Consider the following 23085-nt stretch of genomic DNA (forward strand, 5'->3'; position numbering starts at 1 on the left):
GGGGCCCCGCCCTTTTTACGCGTGTTGAGGGGGCAGTGTCGGGTGCGGTGAGTACTTCAGGCGCGCGCAGAGCCGCGGACGTCGACTGCACCCACCCGCACATGCGAGAAGGGCCCGACCTCCACAGCGGACGGCCGGGCCCTTCTCGAACGGTCGGTGCTTACGCCTTGCGCAGGCGGAACACCAGCGACAGGCCCTCGTCGGTGAAGGCATCGCCGTACGTGCCGTCGGCCTCGCCCTGGGCGAAGTCGGTCGACAGGACTTCGTCGGCGATCAGTTCGGCATGCTCCGTGAGCGCCGCGACGACCGCGGCGTCCGTGGAGGTCCAGCGCAGCGCGATGCGGTCGGCGACGTCCAAGCCGCTGTTCTTGCGGGCTTCCTGGATCAGCCGGATCGCGTCACGGGCCAGACCCGCCTGCCGCAGCTCCTCCGTGATCTCCAGGTCCAGCGCCACCGTGGCACCCGAGTCGGAGGCCACCGACCAGCCCTCACGCGGGGTCTCGGTGATGATCACCTCGTCCGGGGCGAGGGCGACCGTCTCCCCGTCGACCTCCACCGACGCCGTGCCCTCGCGCAGGCCCAGCGACAGCGCGGCGGCGTCGGCCGCGGCGATCGCCTTGGCCACGTCCTGCACCCGCTTGCCGAACCGCTTGCCCAGGGCTCGGAAGTTGGCCTTGGCGGTCGTGTCCACCAGGGAGCCGCCGACCTCGGCCAGGGACGCCAGCGAGGTGACGTTCAGCTCCTCGGTGATCTGGACGTGCAGCTCCGGGTCCAGGGCCTCGAAGCCGGTGGCGGCGATGAGGGCACGGGACAGCGGCTGGCGCGTCTTGACGCCCGACTCCGCGCGCGTGGCACGGCCCAGCTCCACCAGCCGGCGGACCAGGACCATCTGCTTCGACAGGTCAGGATTGATGGCGCCGAGGTCCGCCTCCGGCCAGGAGGCCAGGTGGACCGAGTCCGGGGCACCCGGGGTCACCGGCACGACCAGGTCCTGCCACACCCGCTCGGTGATGAACGGGGTGATCGGGGCCAGCAGCTTCGTGACCGTCTCCAGCACCTCGTGCAGCGTACGCAGCGCGGCCTTGTCGCCCTGCCAGAAGCGGCGGCGCGAGCGCCGGACGTACCAGTTGGACAGGTCGTCGACGAACGCGGAGAGCAGCTTGCCGGCGCGCTGGGTGTCGTACGCCTCCAGCGCCTGGGTCACCTGGTCGGTGAGCGCGTGCAGCTCGGACAGCAGCCAGCGGTCCAGGAGCGGGCGGTCGGCCGGGGCCGGGTCGGCCGCGGACGGCGCCCAGTTCGACGTACGGGCGTACAGAGCCTGGAAGGCCACCGTGTTCCAGTATGTGAGGAGCGTCTTGCGGACGACCTCCTGGATGGTGCCGTGGCCGACCCGGCGGGCCGCCCACGGGGAACCGCCGGCCGCCATGAACCAGCGCACCGCGTCCGCGCCGTGCCGGTCCATGAGCGGGATCGGGTCCAGGGTGTTGCCCAGGTGCTTGGACATCTTGCGGCCGTCCTCGGCGAGGATGTGGCCGAGGCAGACGACGTTCTCGTACGACGACTTGTCGAAGACGAGAGTGCCGACCGCCATGAGGGTGTAGAACCACCCGCGCGTCTGGTCGATCGCCTCGGAGATGAACTGCGCCGGGTACCGGCTCTCGAACAGCTCCTTGTTCTTGTACGGGTATCCCCACTGCGCGAACGGCATCGAGCCCGAGTCGTACCAGGCGTCGATCACCTCGGGCACGCGCGTGGCGGTCTTGCCGCAGCCGTCGTGACGGCACGCGAACGTGACGTCGTCGATGTACGGGCGGTGCGGGTCCAGGCCGGTCTGGTCGGTGCCGGTCAGCACGGTCAGCTCCGCGCGGGAGCCGACGCAGGTGAGGTGGTCGTCCTCGCAGCGCCAGATCGGCAGCGGGGTGCCCCAGTAGCGGTTGCGGGACAGTGCCCAGTCGATGTTGTTGTTCAGCCAGTCGCCGAACCGGCCGTGCTTGACCGTCTCCGGGAACCAGTTGGTCTGCTCGTTCTCCTGGATCAGGCGGTCCTTGATCGCCGTGGTGCGGATGTACCAGGAGGGCTGTGCGTAGTAGAGCAGCGCGGTGTGGCAGCGCCAGCAGTGCGGGTAGCTGTGCTCGTACGGGATGTGCTTGAAGAGCAGACCGCGCTGCTGGAGGTCCTCGGTGAGCTTCTCGTCCGCCTTCTTGAAGAAGACGCCGCCGACCAGCGGGACGTCCTCCTCGAACGTGCCGTCGGGGCGGACCGGGTTGACCACGGGCAGGCCGTAGGACCGGCAGACCCTGAGGTCGTCCTCACCGAAGGCGGGCGACTGGTGGACCAGACCCGTGCCGTCCTCGGTGGTCACGTAGTCGGCGTTCACCACGTAGTGCGCCGGCTCCGGGAACTCCACCAGCTCGAACGGACGCTGGTAGGTCCAGCGCTCCATCTCGGCGCCCGTGAAGCTCTCGCCGGTGGTCTCCCAGCCCTCGCCGAGCGCCTTGGCGACGAGCGGCTCGGCGACGACGAGCTTCTCCTCGCCGTTCGTCGCGACGACGTAGGTGACCTCCGGGTGCGCGGCGACCGCCGTGTTGGACACCAGCGTCCAGGGGGTCGTCGTCCACACCACGAGCGCGGCCTGGCCGGCCAGCGGACCGGAGGTGAGCGGGAAGCGCACGTACACGGACGGGTCCACGACCGTCTCGTAGCCCTGTGCCAGCTCGTGGTCGGACAGACCGGTGCCGCAGCGCGGGCACCAGGGGGCGACGCGGTGGTCCTGGACCAGCAGGCCCTTGTCGAAGATCTCCTTCAGTGACCACCAGACCGACTCCACGTACTCGGGGTCCATGGTCCGGTAGGCGTCGTCCAGGTCGACCCAGTAGCCCATGCGGGTCGTCAGCTCGGAGAAGGCGTCGGTGTGCCGGGTCACCGACTCACGGCACTTGGCGTTGAACGCGGCGATGCCGTACGCCTCGATGTCCTGCTTGCCGGAGAAGCCCAGCTCCTTCTCGACCGCCAGCTCCACCGGGAGGCCGTGGCAGTCCCAGCCGGCCTTGCGGGCCACGTGATAGCCCCGCATGGTGCGGAAACGGGGGAAGACGTCCTTGAAGACGCGCGCCTCGATGTGGTGGGCGCCGGGCATGCCGTTCGCGGTGGGCGGGCCCTCGTAGAACACCCACTCGGGGCGGCCCTCGGACTGCTCCAGGCTCTTGGCGAAGATCTTCTGGTCGCGCCAGAAGTCGAGCACGGCGTGCTCAAGCGCGGGCAGGTCGACCTGTGCGGGCACCTGGCGGTACGTCGGCGCTGTCATCTGCGAGCATCCTCCAACGGACTTGCTGCCTTCCGTCGGAGGGACGAGAGCCTTCATTCCTGCTACGCCGTGTGCGGCGCGCTCCCGCGGTACCACCCTCCTTGACCCTCCGCCGCGCCGTACGCGCCGGTGAGCCCCCTCATTGGGGTCGCGAAGCCGGCTCTACTCGCCGCGAGGGGGTCTCCACGGCTTTCTTCCGGCGGCTCCGGGGTGATCTTCACGTCGCGCTCGCCCCCGGGCTCACACCGTCCCCGGGTCGCTCTGGGCTGCGTACGCCGCTACTCGTCCCCATCCACGCTTTTCGCTCCGCCCAGTGTACGGCGCCGCGCGGACAGCGGCCGACCGGTTTTCGTGCCGGTGCGGGTGCTCGGCCGCGCCTGGAGGCGATGACCCGAATGGCCAGGGGAGGGGCGCCCGTGTCCGGGCCCGTGCGGCTCGGCGGATTACCCGGCGGGGAGCTGGGCACAACGGATGCAGGTCCGCTGCGTGGGGGGTGCGGGCGGGCGAATCGGGCGGTGTGCCCCGTTGCCGCGGGACTCAAGTCGATTTATCGTCCCAGCACGGTTCGCGAGCAAGATCACAATATATGAAGGGGCCGCGGCCATGGTGGCGAAGAAGACCGCCGTACAGCAGCCGGCGACCGGCCGCTCCAGGGGCGCGGCCGGCCGTACGGCTGCCTCCGGCGGCGAGGCCAAGGGAGCCGGCGGCAAGAAGACCACGCATACGGCCGAGGAGGCCGAGCAGAGGACGGCGGCCAGGGCCAAGGGAGCCACGAAGAAGACAGCGGCCCTGGAGGGCGGCGCGAAGCGTGCCATCGAGAAGGCGCCGGTTTCGAAGTCGAAGGCCACGAAGGCGGTGGCCGAGGAGGCCGTGGTGGAGAAGGCTGCGGCGACGAAGGTGACGGCCAGGAAGGCGGCAGCCGCGAAGGACGCGGCGACCAAGGACGCGGTTGCGAGGGACGTGGCCACCCAGGACGCGGTTGCGAAGGTGACCGCCAAGAAGGTGACCGCCAAGAAGGCGGCGGGCAAGAAGGCGGCGGCCAAGAAGGCCGTGGCCAAAGCGGGGGTCGCCGAGGAGGCGGTCGGCACGAAGAAGGTGGCCCGCACGAAGACGGCCTCTGTGAGGACAGACGCCGAGAAGGCCGCCGTGGCCGAGACGGCCGCCGAGAAGCCGGCGGCGAGGAAGGCGGCCTCCGAGGGGGCGGCTGCGAAGAAGTCGGCTGGGAAACGGGGAGCCTCCGAAGGGGCGGCTGCCACGAAGGCGGGCAGGAAGAAGGCAGCCGAGGGGAAGGCGGCCGCAGAGCACGTCTCCACGGGGGCGGCCGAGAAGAGCACGGCCAAGAAAGCGGGCGCGGCGCGGGCCGCGAAGCAGACGGGAGCCACCACAGTGGTTGCGAAGAAGACTCCTGGCACGGCCACGGCGCAGCAGACCGGCGTCCCGAAGGCACGGGTCGCTGCGGTGGAGCCCGGCGAGCTGGCGGTGCGCCCCGGTGAGGACCCCTGGACGCCGGAGGAGGTCGCGGAGGCCCGCGCCGAGCTGCTGTCCGAGGCGGAGCGGCTGCGGACCGAGATCAGCAGCTCCGAGACCTCCCTCGCGGGCCTGATGCGGGACTCCGGCGACGGCGCGGGCGACGACCAGGCCGACACCGGCACCAAGAACATCACGCGCGAGCACGAGCTGGCGCTGGCCGCCAACGCGCGCGAGATGCTGATCCAGACCGAGCGCGCCCTGGAACGGCTCGACGCGGGCACCTACGGCCTGTGCGAGAACTGCGGCAACCCCATCGGCAAGGCCCGCATGCAGGCGTTCCCGAGGGCCACCCTGTGCGTGGAGTGCAAGCAGAAGCAGGAACGCCGCTCCTGAGTACGAGAGCCCGCCGGAGCGTGTCGTACTCTCGTCCTCAGTCAGGCACCTAGGTTGAGGGACTCACGTGGCAGAGGCGGAACGCATCATCGGTACGCCGGACACCCCGGACGACAGCGACGAGCGGACGGTGGCGGCCGGAGCGGGTGAGCAGCAGGCGGCGGCGGGGCAGCGGACCGGGCGCGGGCGCCGGATCGCCGTGCTGTTCGCGGTGGCCGGGTTCGCGTACGCCCTCGACCTGATCAGCAAGATGCTGGTGGTCGCGAAGCTGGAGCACCATGCTCCGATCGAGGTGATCGGGGACCTGCTGGAGCTGCACGCCATCCGCAACCCGGGCGCGGCCTTCGGCTTCGGCGCGGCCTTCACGATCATCTTCACGCTGATCGCGGCCGCCGTGATCGTGGTGATCATTCGCCTGGCGCGCAAGCTCTACAGCTTCCCCTGGGCGATCGCGCTCGGGCTGCTGCTCGGCGGCGCGCTCGGTAACCTCACCGACCGGATCTTCCGGGCGCCCGGGATCTTCCAGGGCGAGGTCGTGGACTTCATCGCGCCCAAGGGCTTCGCGGTGTTCAACCTCGCCGACTCGGCGATCGTGTGCGGCGGCATCCTGATCGTGCTGCTGTCCTTCCGCGGTCTGGACCCGGACGGCACCGTCCACAAGGACTGAGACCGGCCCCTTGGCGGGGCCGTTGTCCACAGGCTTGTTCGGGGCCGTCGGACCTGTCCGGCATACTCGACGGGTGAGCACGATTCCCGAGATCCGTACCCTGCCCGTGCCCGACGGCCTGGAGGGTGAGCGCGTCGACGCCGCCATCTCCCGCATGTTCGGCTTCTCCCGTACGAAGGCGGCCGAGCTGGCCGCGGCAGGCAAGGTGCAGGTCGACGGCACTGTGGTCGGCAAGTCGGAGCGGGTGAGCGGAGGTGCCTGGCTCGAGGTCGAGATGCCCCAGGCGCCCGCGCCCGTGCAGGTGGTCGCCGAGCCGGTCGAGGGCATGGAGATCGTGCACGACGACGATGACGTGGTCGTGATCGTCAAGCCGGTCGGCGTGGCCGCGCACCCCTCGCCGGGCTGGAGCGGCCCGACCGTCATCGGCGGCCTCGCCGCCGCCGGGTACCGGATCTCCACCTCCGGCGCCGCCGAGCGCCAGGGCATCGTGCACCGCCTGGACGTCGGTACCTCCGGTCTGATGGTGGTCGCGAAGTCCGAGTACGCGTACACGTCGCTCAAGCGCCAGTTCAAGGAGCGCACGGTCGACAAGCGCTACCACACCCTGGTCCAGGGCCACCCGGACCCGACGAGCGGCACGATCGACGCCCCGGTCGGCCGGCACCCGAACCACGACTACAAGTGGGCGGTCACGGCCGAAGGCAAGCCCTCCGTGACCCACTACGACCTCATCGAGGCCTTCCGCGCCGCCTCCCTGCTCGACGTGAAGCTGGAGACCGGCCGCACCCACCAGATCCGCGTCCACATGTCCGCTCACCGCCACCCCTGCGTCGGCGACCTCACCTACGGTGCCGACCCGACCCTCGCCAAGCGGCTGCACCTGACCCGCCAGTGGCTGCACGCCGTACGGCTCGGCTTCGAGCACCCCGGCGACGGTCAGTGGGTGGAGTTCGCGTGCGACTACCCGGAGGACCTGCAGAACGCCCTCGACCAGGTCCGCGAGGAGACGTACGGGTGAGCGCGCCGTACACCGTCCGGATCGCCGAGGACCCCGCCGACCGCGAGGCCTGCTTCGCGGTGCGCAAGGAGGTCTTCGTCGTCGAGCAGGGCGTTCCGCAGGAGATCGAGTACGACGCGTACGACGCCGCGGCCGTGCATGTGCTGGCCGCCCGCGAGGACGGCGTGCCGCTCGGCACCGGGCGCCTGCTGCACGGCGAGGCGGCCGCGGGGAAGACCGGCGGGGACGCCTCGGTGGGCTCCCTGGGACGGCTCGCCGTCGCCCGCGCGGCGCGTGGGCTGGGCGTCGGTGTGGCCCTGGTGCGGGCCATCGAGGACGCGGCACGCGCGCGTGGCCTGGCAGCGGTGGACCTGCACGCGCAGACCCAGGCACTGGGCTTCTACGAGCGGCTCGGGTACGAGGCGTACGGCCCGGAGTTCCCGGACGCCGGCATCCCGCACCGGGCGATGCGGCGCGTCCTGTAGCCGAGGGCGCCGTACCGGCCGGCGGGCAGGGGGCCGTGGCAGGCTGGACGCCCGCTGTGTGATCGTCGACTCCCGGAGCGCCGGCCGTGGATCAGTTGGCTCTGTTGTTCGTGGTGCTGCTCGGGGCCCTGGTGAGTGTCCCGGTCGGCGACCGGTTCGGGCTGCCGGCACCGGTGCTGATGACGGTGCTCGGCGGGTTCCTCGCAGTGGCCGACTTCGTGCCCGACGTCGAGATCCCGCCGGAGCTGATCCTGCCCGGACTGCTGCCGCCGCTCCTCTACGCCGCCGTACGACGGACCTCGTGGCGGCAGTTCGCCGCGAACAAGCGGCCGATCTTCCTGCTGGCCGTCGCCCTGGTGTTCGTGACGACGATCTGTGTGGCCGCCGTCGCCCACGAGATCGTCCCCGGCCTGCCGGTCGCCGCCGCCGTCGCGCTGGGCGCTTTGATCGCCCCGCCCGACCCGGTCGCGGCCACCGCCGTCGCCGGGCAGCTCGGGCTGCCGCGCCGCCTGGTGTCGATCCTGGAGGGCGAGGGGCTCTTCAACGACGTCACGGCCATCGTGCTCTACCACGTGGCGATCGCCGCCGCCGTGAGCGGGGAGTTCTCGGCCTGGCACGCCGGTCTCGACTTGGTTCTGTCGGCCGTGGTCGCGGTAGTGGTGGGGCTGGTGCTCGGCTGGGGCGCCAACAAGCTGATGGACCTGCTCGGCGACCCCACCCTGCAGATCGGGATGACCCTACTGGTGCCGTACGCCTCCTATGTGCTCGCGGAGGAGCTGCAGGGGTCCGGGGTGCTCGCCGTGCTCACCACGGCCCTCTTCCTCGCCGAGTACGCCACCGACGCCGACGACGTGATGACCCGGCTGGCCGGGTACACCTTCTGGGACATCGTCGACACGCTCGTCACCGGCGTCGCCTTCGGGCTGATCGGCCTCGAACTGCACAACGCGATCAGGACGGCGACCGGGCGCTGGGGCGAGTTGCTCGGCTGGGCCGCCATCATCGTCGGCGTGGTCGTCCTCGTACGGCTGCTGTGGCTGATGCCCGCGACCTGGCTGACCAAGCGGCTGCACGCCCGGCGGGACTACGACGAGGACATCCCGGTGAGCTGGCGGGAGACCGTGGTGATGTGGTGGTCCGGGATGCGCGGTGTGGCCTCGGTGGCGCTGGCGCTGGCGATCCCGCTCAGGACGGACGACGGATCTCCCTTTCCCGAGCGCGACGAGATCATCTTCATCGCCTTCGGGGTGATCATCGCCACGCTCGTGCTGCAGGGGCTGACGCTGCCCTGGCTGGTGAAGCGGCTCGGGGTGCGCGCCGACTCCGAGCGGGAGACGGAGTTCGAGGAGGAGCTGGCGCGACGGGCCACAAAGGCCGCCAGGCGCAGGCTGCGGGAGATCGAGCAGGTGGAGGAGTTGCCGGAGGAGCTGGCGGAGCAGATGTTGCGGCGGGCCTTCGACATCGGGATCCGGATCAGCCCGGACATGGGGGAGGCGGAGCGGCGGGAGGCGCATCAGCAGCGGGAGCGCCGGGTGAAGCGGGTGAGGCGGATTCAGGGGGAGATGTTGAGTGCGGCTCGGCATGAGGTGTTGGCCGCGCGGAGTGAGCCGGGGGCTGATCCGGAGATTGTGGATCGGGTGCTGCGGCATCTCGATGTGCGGAGCCTGCGCTGAGATCTCTCCCCACCACCCGTGCGGCACCTGTTTCCTGACTCCAGGGTTACTTCTCATACAAGCCGACCGGAGTTGTGGATGACCGCAGGCCTTCACACGCGGTCGTCCGTACTCTCGGATCATGACTCGCAACATCGTGATCAGTGGTGGCGGTACGGGCATCGGGCTTGCTACGGCGCGGGCCTTTGCGGCGGACGGGGATCAGGTGCTGCTGCTGGGGCGGCGCGCGGAGGTGCTGGAGAAGGCCGGCGTGCCCGGGGCGCTCACCTGCGCGGCGGATCTCACCGAACCCGGTGACGTGCGCGGCGTCGCCCGGTTCGTCGCCGAGGAACTCGGCACCGTCGACGTGCTCGTGCACAGCGCGGGCGGCGCAGGGCACCTGGAGCCACCGGCCGGCGGCGACGACCCCCTCGACCGGGTGCACCACAACTGGACCGTCAACTTCCGGCTGAACCTCCTCACCGCGGCTCTCCTCACCGAAGCCCTGAAGAGCCGGCTCGCCGAACCCGGCGGCCGGGTGCTCTTCCTCAGTTCCATCGCCGCCTACCGGGGCTCGGGCAGCGGCGCGTACGCGGCGGCCAAGGCGGGACTGCATCCGTACGCCCACGACCTGGCCCGTGAGCTGGGGCCGCGCGGCATCACCGTGAACGTGGTGGCGCCCGGGTACATCGAGGACACCGAGTTCTTCGGAGACACCATGGACGAGGCACGGCGGGAGCGGCTCATCGCCGATACCGTGACCGGCCGGGCCGGCACACCCGGGGACGTGGCCGCAACCCTGCACTGGCTGGCCTCGACCGGCGCCGGGCACATCACCTCGCAGGTCATCCAGGTCAACGGCGGTACGGAACGGGGCCGTTGACGGGGGACGTGGCGTGGCGCGGGGCGGACGCCGCGTCCGAGGTGTTGACCCGGGGGAGCGCGTAGGGGTGGTCAGCGGACAGCCAGGTGATCATCTGTTCGCGGACCGTGACCCGCACCGTCCAGATGTCGTCCGCGTCCTTCGCGGTCACCAGGGCGCGGACCTGGATGGTGTTCGGGGTGGTGTCCGTGACCTGCAGGCCGTAGGCGCGGCCGTCCCAGGCCGGGCACTCGCGCAGGATGTCGCGGAGCTTCCCGCGCATCGCCTCGATCGGCGCGCCGTGGTCGACGTGCCAGGTGACGGTGCCCGTCATCTGCGGGGTGCCCCGTGACCAGTTCTCGAACGGTTTGGAGGTGAAGTACGACACCGGCATGGTGATCCGGCGCTCGTCCCAGGTCCGTACGGTCAGGAAGGTCAGGGTGATCTCCTCGACGGTGCCCCACTCGCCGTCCAGCACGACCGTGTCACCGATGCGCACGATGTCACCGAAGGCGATCTGCAGCCCCGCGAACAGGTTCGACAAGGTGGACTGGGCGGCGACACCGGCGACGATGCCGAGGATGCCGGCGGAAGCCAGCAGCGAGGCACCGGCCGCGCGCATCGCCGGGAACGTCAGCAGCATGGAGGCGATCGCGACCACGATGACGACCGCGGAGACCACCCGCATGATCAGCTCCACCTGGGTGCGCACCCGGCGCACCCGGGCCGCGTCCCGGTGGGCGCGCGCGTAGCGGCTGTAGGAGGTCTCGACGATCGCCGCGGCGATCCGGATCACCAGCCAGGCGGCGGACCCGATCAGCACCAGCGTCAGGATGCGGCCCACCCCGACCTGATGCCGCTCCAGCAGGTTCGCCTGGTCGTAGGAGCCTCTGAGCAGGGCGGCGCACAGGAGGAGCTGATAGGGGATGCGGCCGCGCCGCAGCAGGTCCCACAGGGGCGTTCCGGGACTTCGTTCGTCGGCCTTGTGCAGCAGGCGGTCGGTGGCCCAGCCGAGGGCCAGGGTAAGCAGCACCGCACCGCCGACCACGGTCAAGGGGCGGAGTATGTTCTCCATGCCTCCGCGTCTAACCGGGCTCGGGGGTCGTGAACCCCTCGTTCTCGGCCCACCGGGGTACGGCGCGGTACGGCGTTCGTGCGCCCGGCTGGCACCATGGGCTCATGAACATCATGCTCTTTCACTCGACCTACGGGCTCAGGCCCGCGGTGCGCGAGGCTGCGAATCGGCTGCGTGCGGCGGGACACGAGGTGTGGACCCCGGACCTCTTCGAGGGGCGCACCTTCGACACGGTCGAGCAGGGCATGGAGTTCAAGGAGAACGTCGGCAAGGAGGAGCTGCTGAAGCGGGCCGTGCTGGCGGCGGCGCCGTACTCGGAGCGGGGGCTCGTGTACGCGGGATTCTCGCTCGGCGCCTCCATCGCGCAGACCCTGGCTCTCGGTGACGAGAAGGCGCGCGGCCTGCTGCTCCTGCACGGCACCTCGGACATCGCGCCGAACGCGCAGGCGGACGAACTGCCGGTGCAGCTGCACGTGGCCGAGCCGGACCCGTTCGAGACGGACGACTGGCTGAGCGCCTGGTACCTGCAGATGGGCAGGGCGGGGGCGGACGTGGAGGTCTACCGGTACGCCGGGGCGGGGCACCTCTACACCGACCCCGAGCTGCCGGACTACGACGAGGAGGCCGCCGAGGCCACCTGGCGGGTGGCGCTCGGCTTCCTCGACAGTCTGTAGCGGGGGTTACACCGGGTCGTAGGTGCGCTCGACCTTCTGTGTGCCGCTGGAGGTGCGGTACGAACGCACCCAGCTGGAGGTCGCGTTCGCGTTCGTGCGGTCGGACAGGACGTAGTAGTCCATCTGCGCACGGTCGGCGGTGATGTCCAGGACGCCGTAGCCGTGGCGGTCGGTGTCCACCCAGTGGACGTGCCGGTTGGCGGCCCTGATGACCGGCGAGGCTATCGCGGAGACGGTGCCCTCGGGGACCTTCACGATGTCGTCGAGGTTGTCGGAGGTCACCGAGGTCACCACGAACTCGGTGGCCGCCGACGCCGACAGCGGGTAGGTGCCCGCATCCACGGGCACGTCGTTGGCCCATGCCATGTGGATGTCACCGGTCAGGAAGACGGTGTTGCCGATGGCGTTGGAGCGCAGGTGGTCCAGCAGCTCGCGGCGGTCGTCCGTGTAGCCGTCCCACTGGTCGGTGTTGGCGGCGATCCCCTCCTGCGGCAGCCCGAGCAGCTTGGCGAGCGGCTTGAACAGGTCCGCGGAGAGGGAGCCGAAGGAGAACGGCGAGATCATCACCGAGTTGCCGACCAGCCGCCACTTGGTGTCGGAGGCCTTCAGCCCGGCCTTCAGCCAGTCGAGCTGGGCGCGGCCGGTGATCGTACGGTTCGGGTCGTCCACCGAGCCGCTGGCCGTGGCGGCCTGCTGGGAGCGGAAGGAGCGCAGGTCCAGCAGGGAGAGGTCGGCGAGCTTGCCGAAGCGCAGCCGGCGGTAGGTGGTGCCGGCGACCGCGGTGCGGACCGGCATCCACTCGAAGTAGGCCTGCTTGGCGGCGGCCTGACGGGCCGTCCAGGTGCCCTCGGCGCCCTCGGTGTGGTTGACCGCGCCACCCGACCAGGCGTTGTCGGCGAACTCGTGGTCGTCCCAGATCGCGATGACCGGAGCCTTCAGGTGCAGCGCCTGCAGGTCGGGGTCGGTCTTGTACTTCGCGTGCCGGATCCGGTAGTCGGCGAGGGTGATGATCTCGTTCGCCGGTGCGTGCGGGCGGACGACCTTGCCCCGGGTTCCGTACTCGCCGGACTTGTACTCGTAGATGTAGTCGCCGAGGTGCAGCCAGGCGTCGAGGTCGCTGCGGGCCGCGAGGTGGCGGTAGGCGGAGAAGTAACCCGCCTCCCAGTTGGCGCAGGAGACCACGCCGAAGCGCAGGCCGGAGACGGCGGCGTCCGCCGCCGGCGCGGTGCGGGTGCGCGCCACCGGGGAGTCGGTGCCGCCGGCCGAGAAGCGGAACCAGTAGTCGGTGGCCGGCTCCAGACCGCGGATGTCCGCCTTGACGGTGTGGTCGGAGGCGGCGGTCGCCCTGGTCGAGCCCTTGGCGACGACGTTCGTCAGCGCCTTGTCCTTGGCGACGGTCCAGCTGACCTCGGTGTCCGGACCGAGCCCGGAGCCGGGTATCGCGTCGGAGGTGGGAGTCACCCGGGTCCACAGCAGGACGCCGTCGGGCAGCGGGTCACCGGAGGCGACGCCGTGCAGGAAGGCGGGGGTGTCCGTGGCGGCGCGTGCCGGGAGAGCGGCGGCGAGCGGGCCTGCCAGGACAGCAGTCGCCGCCGCGGCCTTGACGACCGTACGGCGGCGAGGGGTAAGCGAGTTGAGGCGCTTGGCTGCCTCGGATGGCTGGTATCGACTGGTCACGGCCGATCAGGTTACTGACCAGTTTTACTGATTGGTATGCATAAGAGCGGGCGAACTTCGAAAGTTCGCCCGCTCTTCACGCGGTGATCAGGTCCTGACGGGAGGTCAGCCCTTGAGGGCCGCGTCCATCACCCTGTTGAAGTCGGCCACGCTCATGGGCGGGTTGCCCTGGCTGTCGGCGGTGAGCTTCTTGCCGTCCACGACGAAGCTCGGGGTGCCGGTCACGCCCTCCTTGTTGGTGTCGAAGGTCTTCGACATGGCCAGCGCCCAGGCGTCGTAGGTGCCGTTCTTCACCGCGTTCTGGAACTTGGCGTTGTTCTTCAGCGCGGGGACGGTGTCGGCGACCTCGATGAGGTAGGAGTCGCTCTTGAACTTGTCGTTCGTCTCCGCCGGGTGGTACTTCGCGGAGTAGAGCGCGGTCTTGTACTCCAGGAAGGCCTCCGGGCTGACGTTCAGCGCGGCGCCCATGGCGCTCATCGCGTTCTTGGAGCCCTCGCCGTTGCTGCCGATCTTGTCCTTGCCGAGCTGGTCGCCGTCGATGAACGTGCCGCCGATGTACTCGATCTTGAACTTGCCGTCGTCGATGTCCTTCTTCACCGTGGAGCCGACGGTCTGCTCGAACGAGGCGCAGACCGGGCAGCGCGGGTCCTCGTAGACCTTGAGGGTCTTCTTGGCGGTGTCCTTGCCTATGACGACCGTGGTGCCCTTGGCGCCCGTGGTGTTGGCAGGGGTGACGACCTTGGCATCCTTCAGACCGTCCCAGTAGGAGGGCTTGTTGGCCTGGACGACGGCATAGCCGATGCCGCCGGCCGCGGCCAGCACGCCCACGACCGAGGCGGCCACGATGACCTGCCGCCTGACCTTGTCGCGCTTGGCCTGCCGCTCGCGCTCCTGGCGCAGCCGCTCCCGGGCCGCCGTCTTCGCCGTCTGGCTGTTCCGCTTGCTCATGTCGGTGATCTCCATCTGGGACGCGCACACGTCGTACGCGGGATACGTGTGGGGGACTGGTCGTGCTCAGATGCCGCCGCCGAGGCGGGGCCCGGCTGCCGTCGCACCGGGCGAGAGCGGTCGTCGCTCAGGCGAGGGCGGCGGCGAGGGAGCACGGCGGTCCACGCCGTCCCAGGGAGTGCACGAGAAGCCGGTCGCGGGCGACGGCCGGCCGAGGCGCCGGACGCGGCAGCCGGCGCGCCGGGGAAAGCCGTGCGGTGCCGGCGACCGCGAGCAGCAGCGGCCGGAAGGTGACCGCGGCAACCGCGCGCAGCAGCTGGGTCAGGGCCCGCTCGCCGCGGCGCAGCCAGGCGGCGGCCAGCAGCCCCACGCAGATGTGCGCGGCGAGCAGCAGCCAGGCGGCTGCCGGGCTGGCGTGCGCGAGCAGGGCCCCGGCGCCGCGGCCCGAGCCGCCGGTCACCTGGGCCAGCGGGGTGCCCACGGCGCCCTGGCACAGCACGTCCAGGCCGACGGCGCGCAGCGGACCTGCGACCGGGCCGCCCACCCTGCCGTAACAGGCGTGCTGGCCAGTGGTGAAGACCGTGTCCGCGGCCAGCTCCAGCGGGACCAGCAGGGCAGCGATCCGGCCGAAGCCGCGCTCGCGGCCCGCCAGTGCGTACGCGGTGAGGAACACTCCGGCGGCGACCGCGGCCACGGTCGAGACCGGCAGCGGGGCCCGGGACAGCAGGACGTGCGACGCGGTGCTGAGCGTCACGACCACGGCCGTGAACAGCGCCGCGCGCACGGCTCTGAGCTGGGTCCCGGATATGTCCATAGCGAAAGGAGAGTGTGTCACGTACGCGGTTAAGGGACCCCTAAAGGGTGCCTGTGAGTGTGCGACGTTACAGCCCCGGAATCCGGCCGTTGCGGAACAGGTCGACGAAGACCTGGTGGTCGGCACGCGCGCGTGCGCCGTAGCCGTGCGCGAAGTCCACCAGGAGCGGCGCGAAGCCCTCCTCGTCGGCGGCGAGCGCCGCGTCGATGGCCCGCTCGGTGGAGAACGGCACCAGGGACTCGCCGGAGGTGTCGTCCGCCGCCGCGTGCATCGTGGCCGTGGCCCGGCCCAGGTCGGCGACGACGGCCGCGATCTCCTCCGGGTCGTCGATGTCGCCCCAGTCCAGGTCGACGGCGTACGGCGAGACCTCGGCGACCAGCTGGCCCGCGCCGTCCAGCTCGGTCCAGCCCAGCCACGGGTCGGCGTGCGCCTGCAGGGCACGCTGGGAGATCACCGTGCGGTGGCCCTCGTGCTGGAAGTACTCCGCGATCGCCGGGTCCGTGATGTGCCGAGAGACGGCCGGGGTCTGGGCCTGCTTGATGTAGATCACGACGTCGTTCTCCAGGGCGTCGCTGTGACCCTCCAGGAGGATGTTGTACGACGGCAGGCCGGCCGAGCCGATGCCGATGCCGCGACGGCCCACGACGTCCTTCACCCGGTACGAGTCCGGGCGGGCCAGGGAGGAGTCCGGCAGGGTCTCCAGGTAGCCGTCGAAGGCGGCCAGCACCTTGTAGCGGGTGGCCGCGTCCAGCTCGATGGAGCCGCCGCCCGGGGCGAAGCGGCGCTCGAAGTCGCGGATCTCGGTCATCGACTCCAGCAACCCGAAGCGGGTCAGCGAGCGGGCGTCACGCAGCGCGTCCAGCAGCGGACCCTGCGCGGTGTCCAGCGTGAACGGCGGCACCTCGTCGCTCTTGGCGCCCGTGGCCAGGGCGTGGATGCGCTCGCGGTAGGCGGCCGCGTAGATCGTCACCAGCTCGGTGATCTGCTCGTCGCTGAGCGCCTTCGCGTACCCGATGAGCGCGACGGAGGCGGCGAAGCGCTTCAGGTCCCAGGTGAACGGGCCGACGTAGGCCTCGTCGAAGTCGTTGACGTTGAAGACCAGGCGGCCGTTGGAGTCCATGTAGGTGCCGAAGTTCTCGGCGTGCAGGTCGCCGTGGATCCACACGCGCGAGGTGCGGTCGTCCAGGTACGGGCCGCCGCGCTTCTCCGCGTCGAGGTCGTGGTAGAAGAGGGCCGCCGTGCCCCGGTAGAACGCGAACGCCGAGGCCGCCATCTTCCGGAACTTCACGCGGAACGCGGCCGGGTCGGCGGCCAGGAGCCGGCCGAAGGCGGTGTCGAAGACGGTGAGGATCTCCTCGCCGCGCTGCTCGTCGCTGAGCTGGGGGACCGACATCGCGGGTGCCTCCTGGTACGGGACTGGTGGTGCGGGAACGTGCAGGAACCGGGTATGACAGCGCTTCCGCCGTCTCCAACGGGCGACGCCACGCGGGAGTGCCCGGTTCCCGCACGAAGGTACGCGGGGAACGGCCGTGTGTGTCAGTGCCGAGGCATAGACTTCGACGCTGTCCCCAGACTGTCCGCAGTCGTTCCGCGGCCGGTCGGAAGATCGTCGACGCCTGATTCCCTTGGAGGCCGAAACCGTGTCCAAGCCGCCGTTCACGCACCTGCACGTCCACACCCAGTACTCGCTGCTGGACGGTGCCGCGCGGCTCAAGGACATGTTCAACGCCTGCAACGAGATGGGCATGACGCACATCGCCATGTCCGACCACGGCAACCTGCACGGGGCGTACGACTTCTTCCACACCGCGAAGAAGGCCGGAATCACCCCGATCATCGGGATCGAGGCGTATGTCGCCCCCGAGTCGCGGCGCAACAAGCGCAAGATCCAGTGGGGCCAGCCGCACCAGAAGCGGGACGACGTCTCCGGTTCCGGTGGCTACACCCACAAGACGATGTGGGCCGTCGACAGGACCGGCCTGCACAACCTCTTCCGCCTCTCCTCCGACGCGTACGCCGAGGGCTGGCTGCAGAAGTGGCCCCGGATGGACAAGGAGACCATCGCGCAGTGGTCCGAGGGGATCGTGGCCTCCACCGGCTGCCCCTCCGGCGAGGTGCAGACCCGGCTGCGCCTGGGCCAGGAGGAGGAGGCCCTCAAGGCGGCGGCGGACTACCAGGACATCTTCGGCAAGGACCGCTACTTCCTGGAGCTGATGGACCACGGCATCGACATCGAGCACCGGGTCCGCGAGGGACTGCTGGAGATCGGCAGGAAGCTCGGCATCCCGCCGCTGGTGACGAACGACTCGCACTACACGTACGCGCACGAGGCGGGCGCCCACGACGCGCTGCTGTGCATCCAGACCGGCAAGAACCTCTCCGACCCGGACCGCTTCAAGTTCGACGGCACCGGCTACTACCTGAAGTCCACGGACGAGATGTACGCCATCGACTCCTCGGACGCCTGGCAGGAGGGCTGCGCCAACACGCTCCTCGTCGCCGAGATGGTCGACACCACCGGCATGTTCGAAGCGAAGAACCTCATGCCGAAGTTCGACATCCCCGAGGGCTACACCGAGGTCACCTGGTTCAAGGAGGAGGTCCGCCGCGGCATGGAGCGCCGCTTCCCGGGCGGCGTCCCCGAGGACCGCCAGAAGCAGGCCGACTACGAGATGGACGTCATCATCTCGATGGGCTTCCCGGGCTACTTCCTCGTGGTCGCCGACTTCATCATGTGGGCCAAGAACAACGGCATCGCGGTGGGCCCCGGGCGAGGCTCCGCGGCCGGTTCGATCGTCGCCTACGCCATGGGTATCACCGACCTCGACCCGATCCCGCACGGTCTGATCTTCGAGCGGTTCCTGAACCCCGAGCGCATCTCGATGCCCGATGTCGACATCGACTTCGACGAGCGTCGGCGCGTCGAGGTGATCCGGTACGTGACGGAGAAGTACGGCGCCGACAAGGTCGCCATGATCGGCACGTACGGCAAGATCAAGGCCAAGAACGCGATCAAGGACTCCGCGCGCGTGCTGGGCTACCCGTACGCGATGGGCGACCGGCTCACCAAGGCGATGCCCGCCGACGTCCTCGGCAAGGGCATCGACCTCGACGGCATCACCAACCCCTCGCACCCGCGCTACAACGAGGCTGGCGAGATCCGCGGGATGTACGAGAACGAGCCGGACGTCAAGAAGGTCATCGACACCGCGAAGGGCGTCGAGGGCCTGGTGCGGCAGATGGGTGTGCACGCTGCCGGCGTGATCATGTCCAGCGAGCCCATCGTCGACCACGCCCCGATCTGGGTGCGCCACACGGACGGCGTGACCATCACGCAGTGGGACTATCCGCAGTGCGAGTCGCTCGGCCTGCTGAAGATGGACTTCCTGGGCCTGCGCAACCTGACGATCATGGACGACGCCGTCAAGATGGTGAAGTCCAACAAGGGCATCGACCTCGACCTGCTGGCCCTGCCGCTCGACGATCCGAAGACCTTCGAACTCCTCCAGCGCGGCGACACCCTGGGCGTCTTCCAGTTCGACGGCGGCCCCATGCGCTCGCTGCTGCGCCTGATGAAGCCCGACAACTTCGAAGACATCTCCGCCGTCTCCGCGCTCTACCGTCCGGGCCCGATGGGCATGGACTCGCACACGAACTACGCGCTGCGCAAGAACAAGCTCCAGGAGATCACGCCGATCCACAAGGAGCTGGAGGAGCCCCTCGAGGAGGTCCTGGCGGTCACCTACGGCCTGATCGTCTACCAGGAGCAGGTGCAGAAGGCCGCCCAGATCATCGCCGGGTACTCGCTCGGCGAGGCCGACATCCTGCGCCGCGTGATGGGCAAGAAGAAGCCCGACGAACTGGCGAAGAACTTCGTCCTCTTCCAGAAGGGCGCCCGGGACAAGGGCTACAGCGACGAGGCGATCCAGGCCCTGTGGGACGTGCTGGTCCCCTTCGCCGGATACGCCTTCAACAAGGCGCACTCCGCCGCGTACGGCCTGGTCTCGTACTGGACCGCCTACCTGAAGGCGAACCACCCCGCCGAGTACATGGCCGGGCTGCTCACGTCGGTCAAGGACGACAAGGACAAGTCGGCCGTCTACCTGAACGAGTGCCGTCGCATGGGCATCAAGGTGCTCCCGCCGAACGTCAACGAGTCGGTGCACAACTTCGCCGCGCAGGGCGACGACGTGATCCTCTTCGGCCTCGAAGCCGTGCGCAACGTCGGTACGAACGTGGTGGAGTCGATCATCAGGAGCCGCAAGGCCAAGGGCAAGTACGGCTCCTTCCCCGACTACCTCGACAAGGTCGAGGCGGTCGCGTGCAACAAGCGCACCACGGAGTCGCTGATCAAGGCGGGCGCGTTCGACACCCTGGGGCACACCCGTAAGGGGCTCACCGCGCAGTACGAGCCGATGATCGACAACGTGGTCGCGGTCAAGCGCAAGGAGGCCGAGGGGCAGTTCGACCTCTTCGGCGGCATGGGCGAGGAGGAGAGCAGCGAGCCCGGCTTCGGACTCGACGTCGAGTTCACCACGGAGGAGTGGGACAAGACCTATCTCCTCGCCCAGGAGCGGGAGATGCTCGGTCTGTACGTCTCCGACCATCCGCTCTTCGGCCTGGAGCACGTGCTGTCCGACAAGGCCGACGCGGGTATCTCCCAGCTCACCGGCGGTGAGCACGCGGACGGCGCGGTGGTCACCATCGGCGGCATCATCTCGGGCCTCCAGCGCAAGATGACCAAGCAGGGCAACGCCTGGGCGATCGCCACGGTCGAGGACCTCGCCGGCTCCATCGAGTGCATGTTCTTCCCGGCCAGCTACCAGCTGGTCTCGACCCAACTCGTCGAGGACGCGGTCGTGTTCGTCAAGGGACGCCTCGACAAACGCGAGGATGTGCCGCGGCTGGTCGCGATGGAGCTGGCGGTCCCGGACCTCTCCAACGCGGGCACCAACGCGCCGGTGATCCTCACCATCCCGGCCACCCGGGTCACCCCGCCCATGGTCAGCCGCCTCGGCGAGATCCTCAGCCATCACAAGGGCGACAGCGAGGTCCGCATCAAGCTCCAGGGCCCGCGCAGGACCACCGTGCTGCGCCTCGACCGGCACCGGGTCAAGCCGGACCCGGCGCTCTTCGGCGACCTGAAGGTGCTGCTCGGGCCGTCCTGCCTGGCCGGCTGAGTCGTACGAGCACTCGAGGGGCGCATCCGCAAGGGATGCGCCCCTCCGTGTGCCTGGGCTTCAACGGCCCGTTACGAGGATCTCAGTTGTGACCGAAGGACTTCTGCCGGCCCTTGCGCGCGACGTCGGCGGGCGACATCGCCGAGAGGTGCTGCTCCTCCCGCGACTCCGAGGGGGACCGCTGCGCCTGCTGGGCGCTGTGCTCGGACTGCGGGGCCTGCTTCTTGCTTCGGTCCTGCTTCTTGTTCTTGGCCATGGTGGTCTGCCTCCTGAGGGGGATCTAGGGGCCAGGGCCGGGACCAGATTCACATAAGCTGACATCAGGCGCATGTCGGATAATTACGGTGCGTGACAGGGCAGGTGGGCGCGCGGGAACCGCAAACGCCACGCCGAAGATCGAGTTCCGGCCGTTAACCCCCGCGCGGTCGGGCAGACTCGAAGGAAGTCGAAGCAAAGCCTCCCGGGAAGAGGGTGAGTCGCGTGGACCGCTGCATCGTCCTGGTGGACGCCGGGTATCTGCTGGGAGCCGCCGCCAGCCTCCTCGCCGGTGAGCCCTCGCGGTCCCGGATCACCGTCGACCACGCCGCGCTGATCCAGGCCCTGCGTGAACGCGCGGAGTCGGACACCGAGCGCCCGCTGCTGCGCATCTACTGGTTCGACGGGGCCCCCGACCGGGTTCCTCAGCCGGAGCACCGGCGACTGCGCGTGATGCCCCGGGTCACCGTCCGGCTCGGCGCCCTCACCCGCAGCGACGGACGCTGGGCGCAGAAGGGCGTGGACGCCGCCATGCACGCCGAGCTGACCGAGCTGGCCCGCAACCGTGCCTGCTCCGACATCGTCCTGGTCACCGGCGACGGCGACCTGCTGCCCGGCATGATGGCCGCCAAGGAGCACGGCGTCGCCGTCCACCTGTGGGCCGTACAGGCCGCCGACGGGGACTACAACCAGTCCGAGGACCTGGTCGCCGAGGCCGACGAGCGGCGCGTACTGGACCGTGCCTGGATCACCCAGGCGGTCCGCGCCAGGGAGCTGACCGGCGTCTGCGCGCCGCAGCCCGCGCCTCGTCCCGAGATCGCCGCGATCCTCTCCGCGCCGCTGCCCGAGTCCACGCTCGCCACGGCAGCCGAGGGCCCCGTGGAGGAGGGCACCCACGCGTCGGCCGCCGCCGTGTCGGAGAACGGAGCCCAGGAGCGGGTGCCCGCGCCGAAGGGCGTCCCCACCCCCAAGGACCTCGCCGCGCTGCGCACGCCCGGCGTCCAGGCCGTGCAGCATCCGACCACCGCGACCCTCAGGTGGTCCTCCGACAAGGGGTGGGTGGACCGGCCGGGTGCGGTCTCCGAGCCGCCCGAGGTCGCCTCCATGCCGACGCTCGCCCAGCTGACCACCGCCGAGCAGCGGTGGGCGGACCGGGAGGAGGACATCACCACGGTCGGCGGCGACCCGTACGAGGTGGGGCAGGTCTTCGCCCGCCGGTGGATGTCCCGGCTCGGCGACCAGAGCCATCTGCAGCGGTTGTCCACGATGTACCCGCGCATCCCGCACCGCATCGACGGCGAGCTGCTGCGGTACGCCGCCCGCTTCGGGCTGCTCGCCCACAAGGACGACCAGATCGACGAGCACGACCGCTACGCCATCCGGGCGGGGTTCTGGCGGGAGGTCGACGTGCCGGCGGCGGCCGAGCACGCGCCTGCCGCCGAGTGAGCGGGGAGTTTCCCGGCGGCGGGACGAGAAGCCGGGAGTGAGAAGAGGACCCAAAGACGAGTAAAGGGGCCGGACCCCGTAGTCTCGTCCCTTGTGAGTACGCGCGTGGGACAGGCCCTTCGGCATGACGAGGTCGTACGCGCGCGCGGGCTCAGCAAGACCTACCCGCCCGTGAAGGGGCGGCGCGGAGCGCCGGGTACGCCCGAGGTGCGGGCCACCGACGGCGTCGAGCTGGACGTGCGGCGCGGCGAGATCTTCGGGCTGCTCGGGCCGAACGGTGCCGGCAAGTCCACCCTCGTGCGGCAGCTCACCGGGCTGCTGCGGCCGGACACCGGAAGCGTCGAGATCCTCGGCCACGACATCGTCAGGCACCCCGAGCGGGCCGCGCGGATCCTCGCCTACCTGGGGCAGGAGTCCTCCGCCCTGGACGAGCTGACCGTCGCCCTCGCCACCGAGACCACCGCACGCCTGCGCGGCCTGGACGCACGGCAGGCGCGGGCCGAGCGGGACGCGGTACTCGACGAACTGGGGCTCACGCCGATCGCCGGGCGGGCGCTGAAGAAGCTGTCCGGCGGGCAGCGGCGGCTCGCCTGCTTCGCCGCCGCCCTCGTCGGGGAACGGCGGCTGCTGGTCCTGGACGAGCCGACCACCGGTATGGATCCGGTGGCCCGGCGCGCGGTGTGGGCGGCCGTGGACCGGCGGCGGGCCGAGCGCGGTACGACCGTAGTGCTGGTCACCCACAACGTCATCGAGGCCGAGACCGTGCTCGACCGGGTCGCCGTCCTGGACCGGGGCCGGGTCATCGCCTGCGACACCCCGGCCGGCCTGAAGGAACAGGTCTCTGGCGAGGTGCGGGTGGAGCTGGTGTGGCGGGAGCGGGCGCCGCTGGAGGTGCCCGAGGTCGCCGTGCTGCGCGAACGGGCCGTGGAGTCCGGCCGACGCTGGACGCTCCGGCTCGCGCCCGAGGAGGCCCGGGCCGCCGTCGCCACGGTGACCGGCGGCGCCGCCTTCGCCGCCCTGGACGACTTCACGCTCGCCACGCCCAGCCTGGAGGACGTGTACCTGGCGCTGGGCGGGGCGGCACGGCAGGGGCTGGTGAAGGCGTGAGCGGGCGGGGCGCCGGATGCGTATGGTCCCTGTGGGGGTCCCCCGGGTCCCCTGGGTTTTCCCTGGAGGACGGCGGGGC

The 23085-nt window shown here is 70.3% G+C and carries 17 protein-coding genes; 10 read left to right on the plus strand and 7 right to left on the minus strand.

What is annotated here, in order from left to right; all coding sequences use genetic code 11:
- Nucleotides 1-160: 160 nt before the first annotated feature.
- Complete coding sequence (ileS, locus tag ABZ471_RS14420; protein WP_359066138.1) at nt 161-3304, minus strand: isoleucine--tRNA ligase; 3144 nt, start codon at nt 3302-3304, stop codon at nt 161-163.
- 603 nt (nt 3305-3907) lie between these two features.
- Between ileS and ABZ471_RS14425 the strand changes: the two genes are divergently transcribed.
- The 6 genes from ABZ471_RS14425 (at nt 3908) to ABZ471_RS14450 (ending at nt 9851) form a co-directional block, all read left to right on the plus strand.
- Complete coding sequence (locus tag ABZ471_RS14425; RefSeq protein ID WP_359066140.1) at nt 3908-5167, plus strand: TraR/DksA C4-type zinc finger protein; 1260 nt, start codon at nt 3908-3910, stop codon at nt 5165-5167.
- 67 nt (nt 5168-5234) lie between these two features.
- Nucleotides 5235-5834: a signal peptidase II gene (gene lspA / locus ABZ471_RS14430; protein ID WP_359066142.1), complete on the plus strand. Its 600-nt coding sequence runs from the start codon at nt 5235-5237 to the stop codon at nt 5832-5834.
- Between the two features lie 73 nt (nt 5835-5907).
- A complete protein-coding gene (locus tag ABZ471_RS14435) occupies nt 5908-6852 on the plus strand; it encodes an RluA family pseudouridine synthase (RefSeq protein ID WP_359066144.1) in 945 nt (314 codons plus the stop codon).
- Nucleotides 6849-7316 (plus strand): GNAT family N-acetyltransferase, encoded by a 468-nt coding sequence (locus tag ABZ471_RS14440; RefSeq protein WP_359066146.1) that lies wholly within the window; start codon nt 6849-6851, stop codon nt 7314-7316. The genes ABZ471_RS14435 and ABZ471_RS14440 overlap by 4 nt, the downstream gene beginning before the upstream one ends.
- Before the next feature lie 86 nt (nt 7317-7402).
- Nucleotides 7403-8989, plus strand: a complete 1587-nt coding sequence (locus ABZ471_RS14445) for a Na+/H+ antiporter (protein ID WP_359066148.1) — start codon at nt 7403-7405, stop codon at nt 8987-8989.
- A 121-nt stretch (nt 8990-9110) separates the two neighbouring features.
- Entirely contained in the window at nt 9111-9851 is a 741-nt protein-coding gene (locus tag ABZ471_RS14450) for an SDR family oxidoreductase (protein WP_359066150.1), read from the plus strand.
- Here the strand turns inward: ABZ471_RS14450 and ABZ471_RS14455 are convergent.
- A complete protein-coding gene (locus ABZ471_RS14455) occupies nt 9823-10905 on the minus strand; it encodes a mechanosensitive ion channel domain-containing protein (RefSeq protein WP_359066152.1) in 1083 nt (360 codons plus the stop codon). The two genes, ABZ471_RS14450 and ABZ471_RS14455, sit on opposite strands and share 29 nt — an antisense overlap.
- A 104-nt stretch (nt 10906-11009) precedes the next feature.
- On the opposite strand from ABZ471_RS14455, the gene ABZ471_RS14460 reads away from it, so the two are divergent.
- Entirely contained in the window at nt 11010-11579 is a 570-nt protein-coding gene (locus ABZ471_RS14460) for a dienelactone hydrolase family protein (protein WP_359066154.1), read from the plus strand.
- Nucleotides 11580-11585: 6 nt separating this feature from the next.
- Here the strand turns inward: ABZ471_RS14460 and ABZ471_RS14465 are convergent, their stop codons facing one another.
- The 4 genes from ABZ471_RS14465 to ABZ471_RS14480 form a co-directional block, all read right to left on the minus strand.
- A complete protein-coding gene (locus ABZ471_RS14465; protein WP_359066156.1) occupies nt 11586-13256 on the minus strand; it encodes an alkaline phosphatase D family protein in 1671 nt (556 codons plus the stop codon).
- 105 nt (nt 13257-13361) lie between these two features.
- Nucleotides 13362-14204 (minus strand): thioredoxin domain-containing protein, encoded by an 843-nt coding sequence (locus tag ABZ471_RS14470; protein ID WP_359066158.1) that lies wholly within the window; start codon nt 14202-14204, stop codon nt 13362-13364.
- 127 nt (nt 14205-14331) lie between these two features.
- Nucleotides 14332-15018, minus strand: coding sequence for a hypothetical protein (locus tag ABZ471_RS14475; RefSeq protein WP_359066160.1), 687 nt, complete (start codon nt 15016-15018; stop codon nt 14332-14334).
- Between the two features lie 67 nt (nt 15019-15085).
- Nucleotides 15086-16411, minus strand: a complete 1326-nt coding sequence (locus ABZ471_RS14480; RefSeq protein ID WP_359066162.1) for a DUF2252 domain-containing protein — start codon at nt 16409-16411, stop codon at nt 15086-15088.
- 247 nt (nt 16412-16658) lie between these two features.
- On the opposite strand from ABZ471_RS14480, the gene dnaE reads away from it, so the two are divergent.
- Nucleotides 16659-20198 (plus strand): DNA polymerase III subunit alpha, encoded by a 3540-nt coding sequence (dnaE, locus tag ABZ471_RS14485; protein WP_359066164.1) that lies wholly within the window; start codon nt 16659-16661, stop codon nt 20196-20198.
- A gap of 82 nt (nt 20199-20280) precedes the next feature.
- Here dnaE and ABZ471_RS14490 read toward each other — a convergent pair whose 3' ends face one another.
- Nucleotides 20281-20454, minus strand: coding sequence for a hypothetical protein (locus ABZ471_RS14490; protein ID WP_359066166.1), 174 nt, complete (start codon nt 20452-20454; stop codon nt 20281-20283).
- Between the two features lie 224 nt (nt 20455-20678).
- Between ABZ471_RS14490 and ABZ471_RS14495 the strand changes: the two genes are divergently transcribed.
- Both ABZ471_RS14495 and ABZ471_RS14500 read left to right on the plus strand, forming a co-directional pair.
- A complete protein-coding gene (locus ABZ471_RS14495; protein ID WP_359066168.1) occupies nt 20679-21899 on the plus strand; it encodes an NYN domain-containing protein in 1221 nt (406 codons plus the stop codon).
- A gap of 93 nt (nt 21900-21992) precedes the next feature.
- Nucleotides 21993-23006: an ABC transporter ATP-binding protein gene (locus ABZ471_RS14500; RefSeq protein ID WP_359066170.1), complete on the plus strand. Its 1014-nt coding sequence runs from the start codon at nt 21993-21995 to the stop codon at nt 23004-23006.
- Nucleotides 23007-23085 lie beyond the last annotated feature (79 nt).

The organism is Streptomyces sp. NPDC005728 (assembly GCF_040630895.1).
Taxonomy (GTDB): Bacteria; Actinomycetota; Actinomycetes; order Streptomycetales; family Streptomycetaceae; genus Streptomyces.

What these genes read in the sequence shown, in the direction of transcription:
- ileS (WP_359066138.1), bottom strand. Translation starts at nt 3,304, where the DNA reads ATGACAGCGCCGACGTACCGCCAGGTGCCCGCACAGGTCGACCTGCCC.
- ABZ471_RS14425 (WP_359066140.1), top strand. Translation starts at nt 3,908, where the DNA reads ATGGTGGCGAAGAAGACCGCCGTACAGCAGCCGGCGACCGGCCGCTCC.
- ABZ471_RS14450 (WP_359066150.1), top strand. Translation starts at nt 9,111, where the DNA reads ATGACTCGCAACATCGTGATCAGTGGTGGCGGTACGGGCATCGGGCTT.
- ABZ471_RS14455 (WP_359066152.1), bottom strand. Translation starts at nt 10,905, where the DNA reads ATGGAGAACATACTCCGCCCCTTGACCGTGGTCGGCGGTGCGGTGCTG.
- ABZ471_RS14460 (WP_359066154.1), top strand. Translation starts at nt 11,010, where the DNA reads ATGAACATCATGCTCTTTCACTCGACCTACGGGCTCAGGCCCGCGGTG.
- ABZ471_RS14470 (WP_359066158.1), bottom strand. Translation starts at nt 14,204, where the DNA reads ATGAGCAAGCGGAACAGCCAGACGGCGAAGACGGCGGCCCGGGAGCGG.
- ABZ471_RS14475 (WP_359066160.1), bottom strand. Translation starts at nt 15,018, where the DNA reads ATGGACATATCCGGGACCCAGCTCAGAGCCGTGCGCGCGGCGCTGTTC.
- ABZ471_RS14480 (WP_359066162.1), bottom strand. Translation starts at nt 16,411, where the DNA reads ATGTCGGTCCCCCAGCTCAGCGACGAGCAGCGCGGCGAGGAGATCCTC.
- ABZ471_RS14490 (WP_359066166.1), bottom strand. Translation starts at nt 20,454, where the DNA reads ATGGCCAAGAACAAGAAGCAGGACCGAAGCAAGAAGCAGGCCCCGCAG.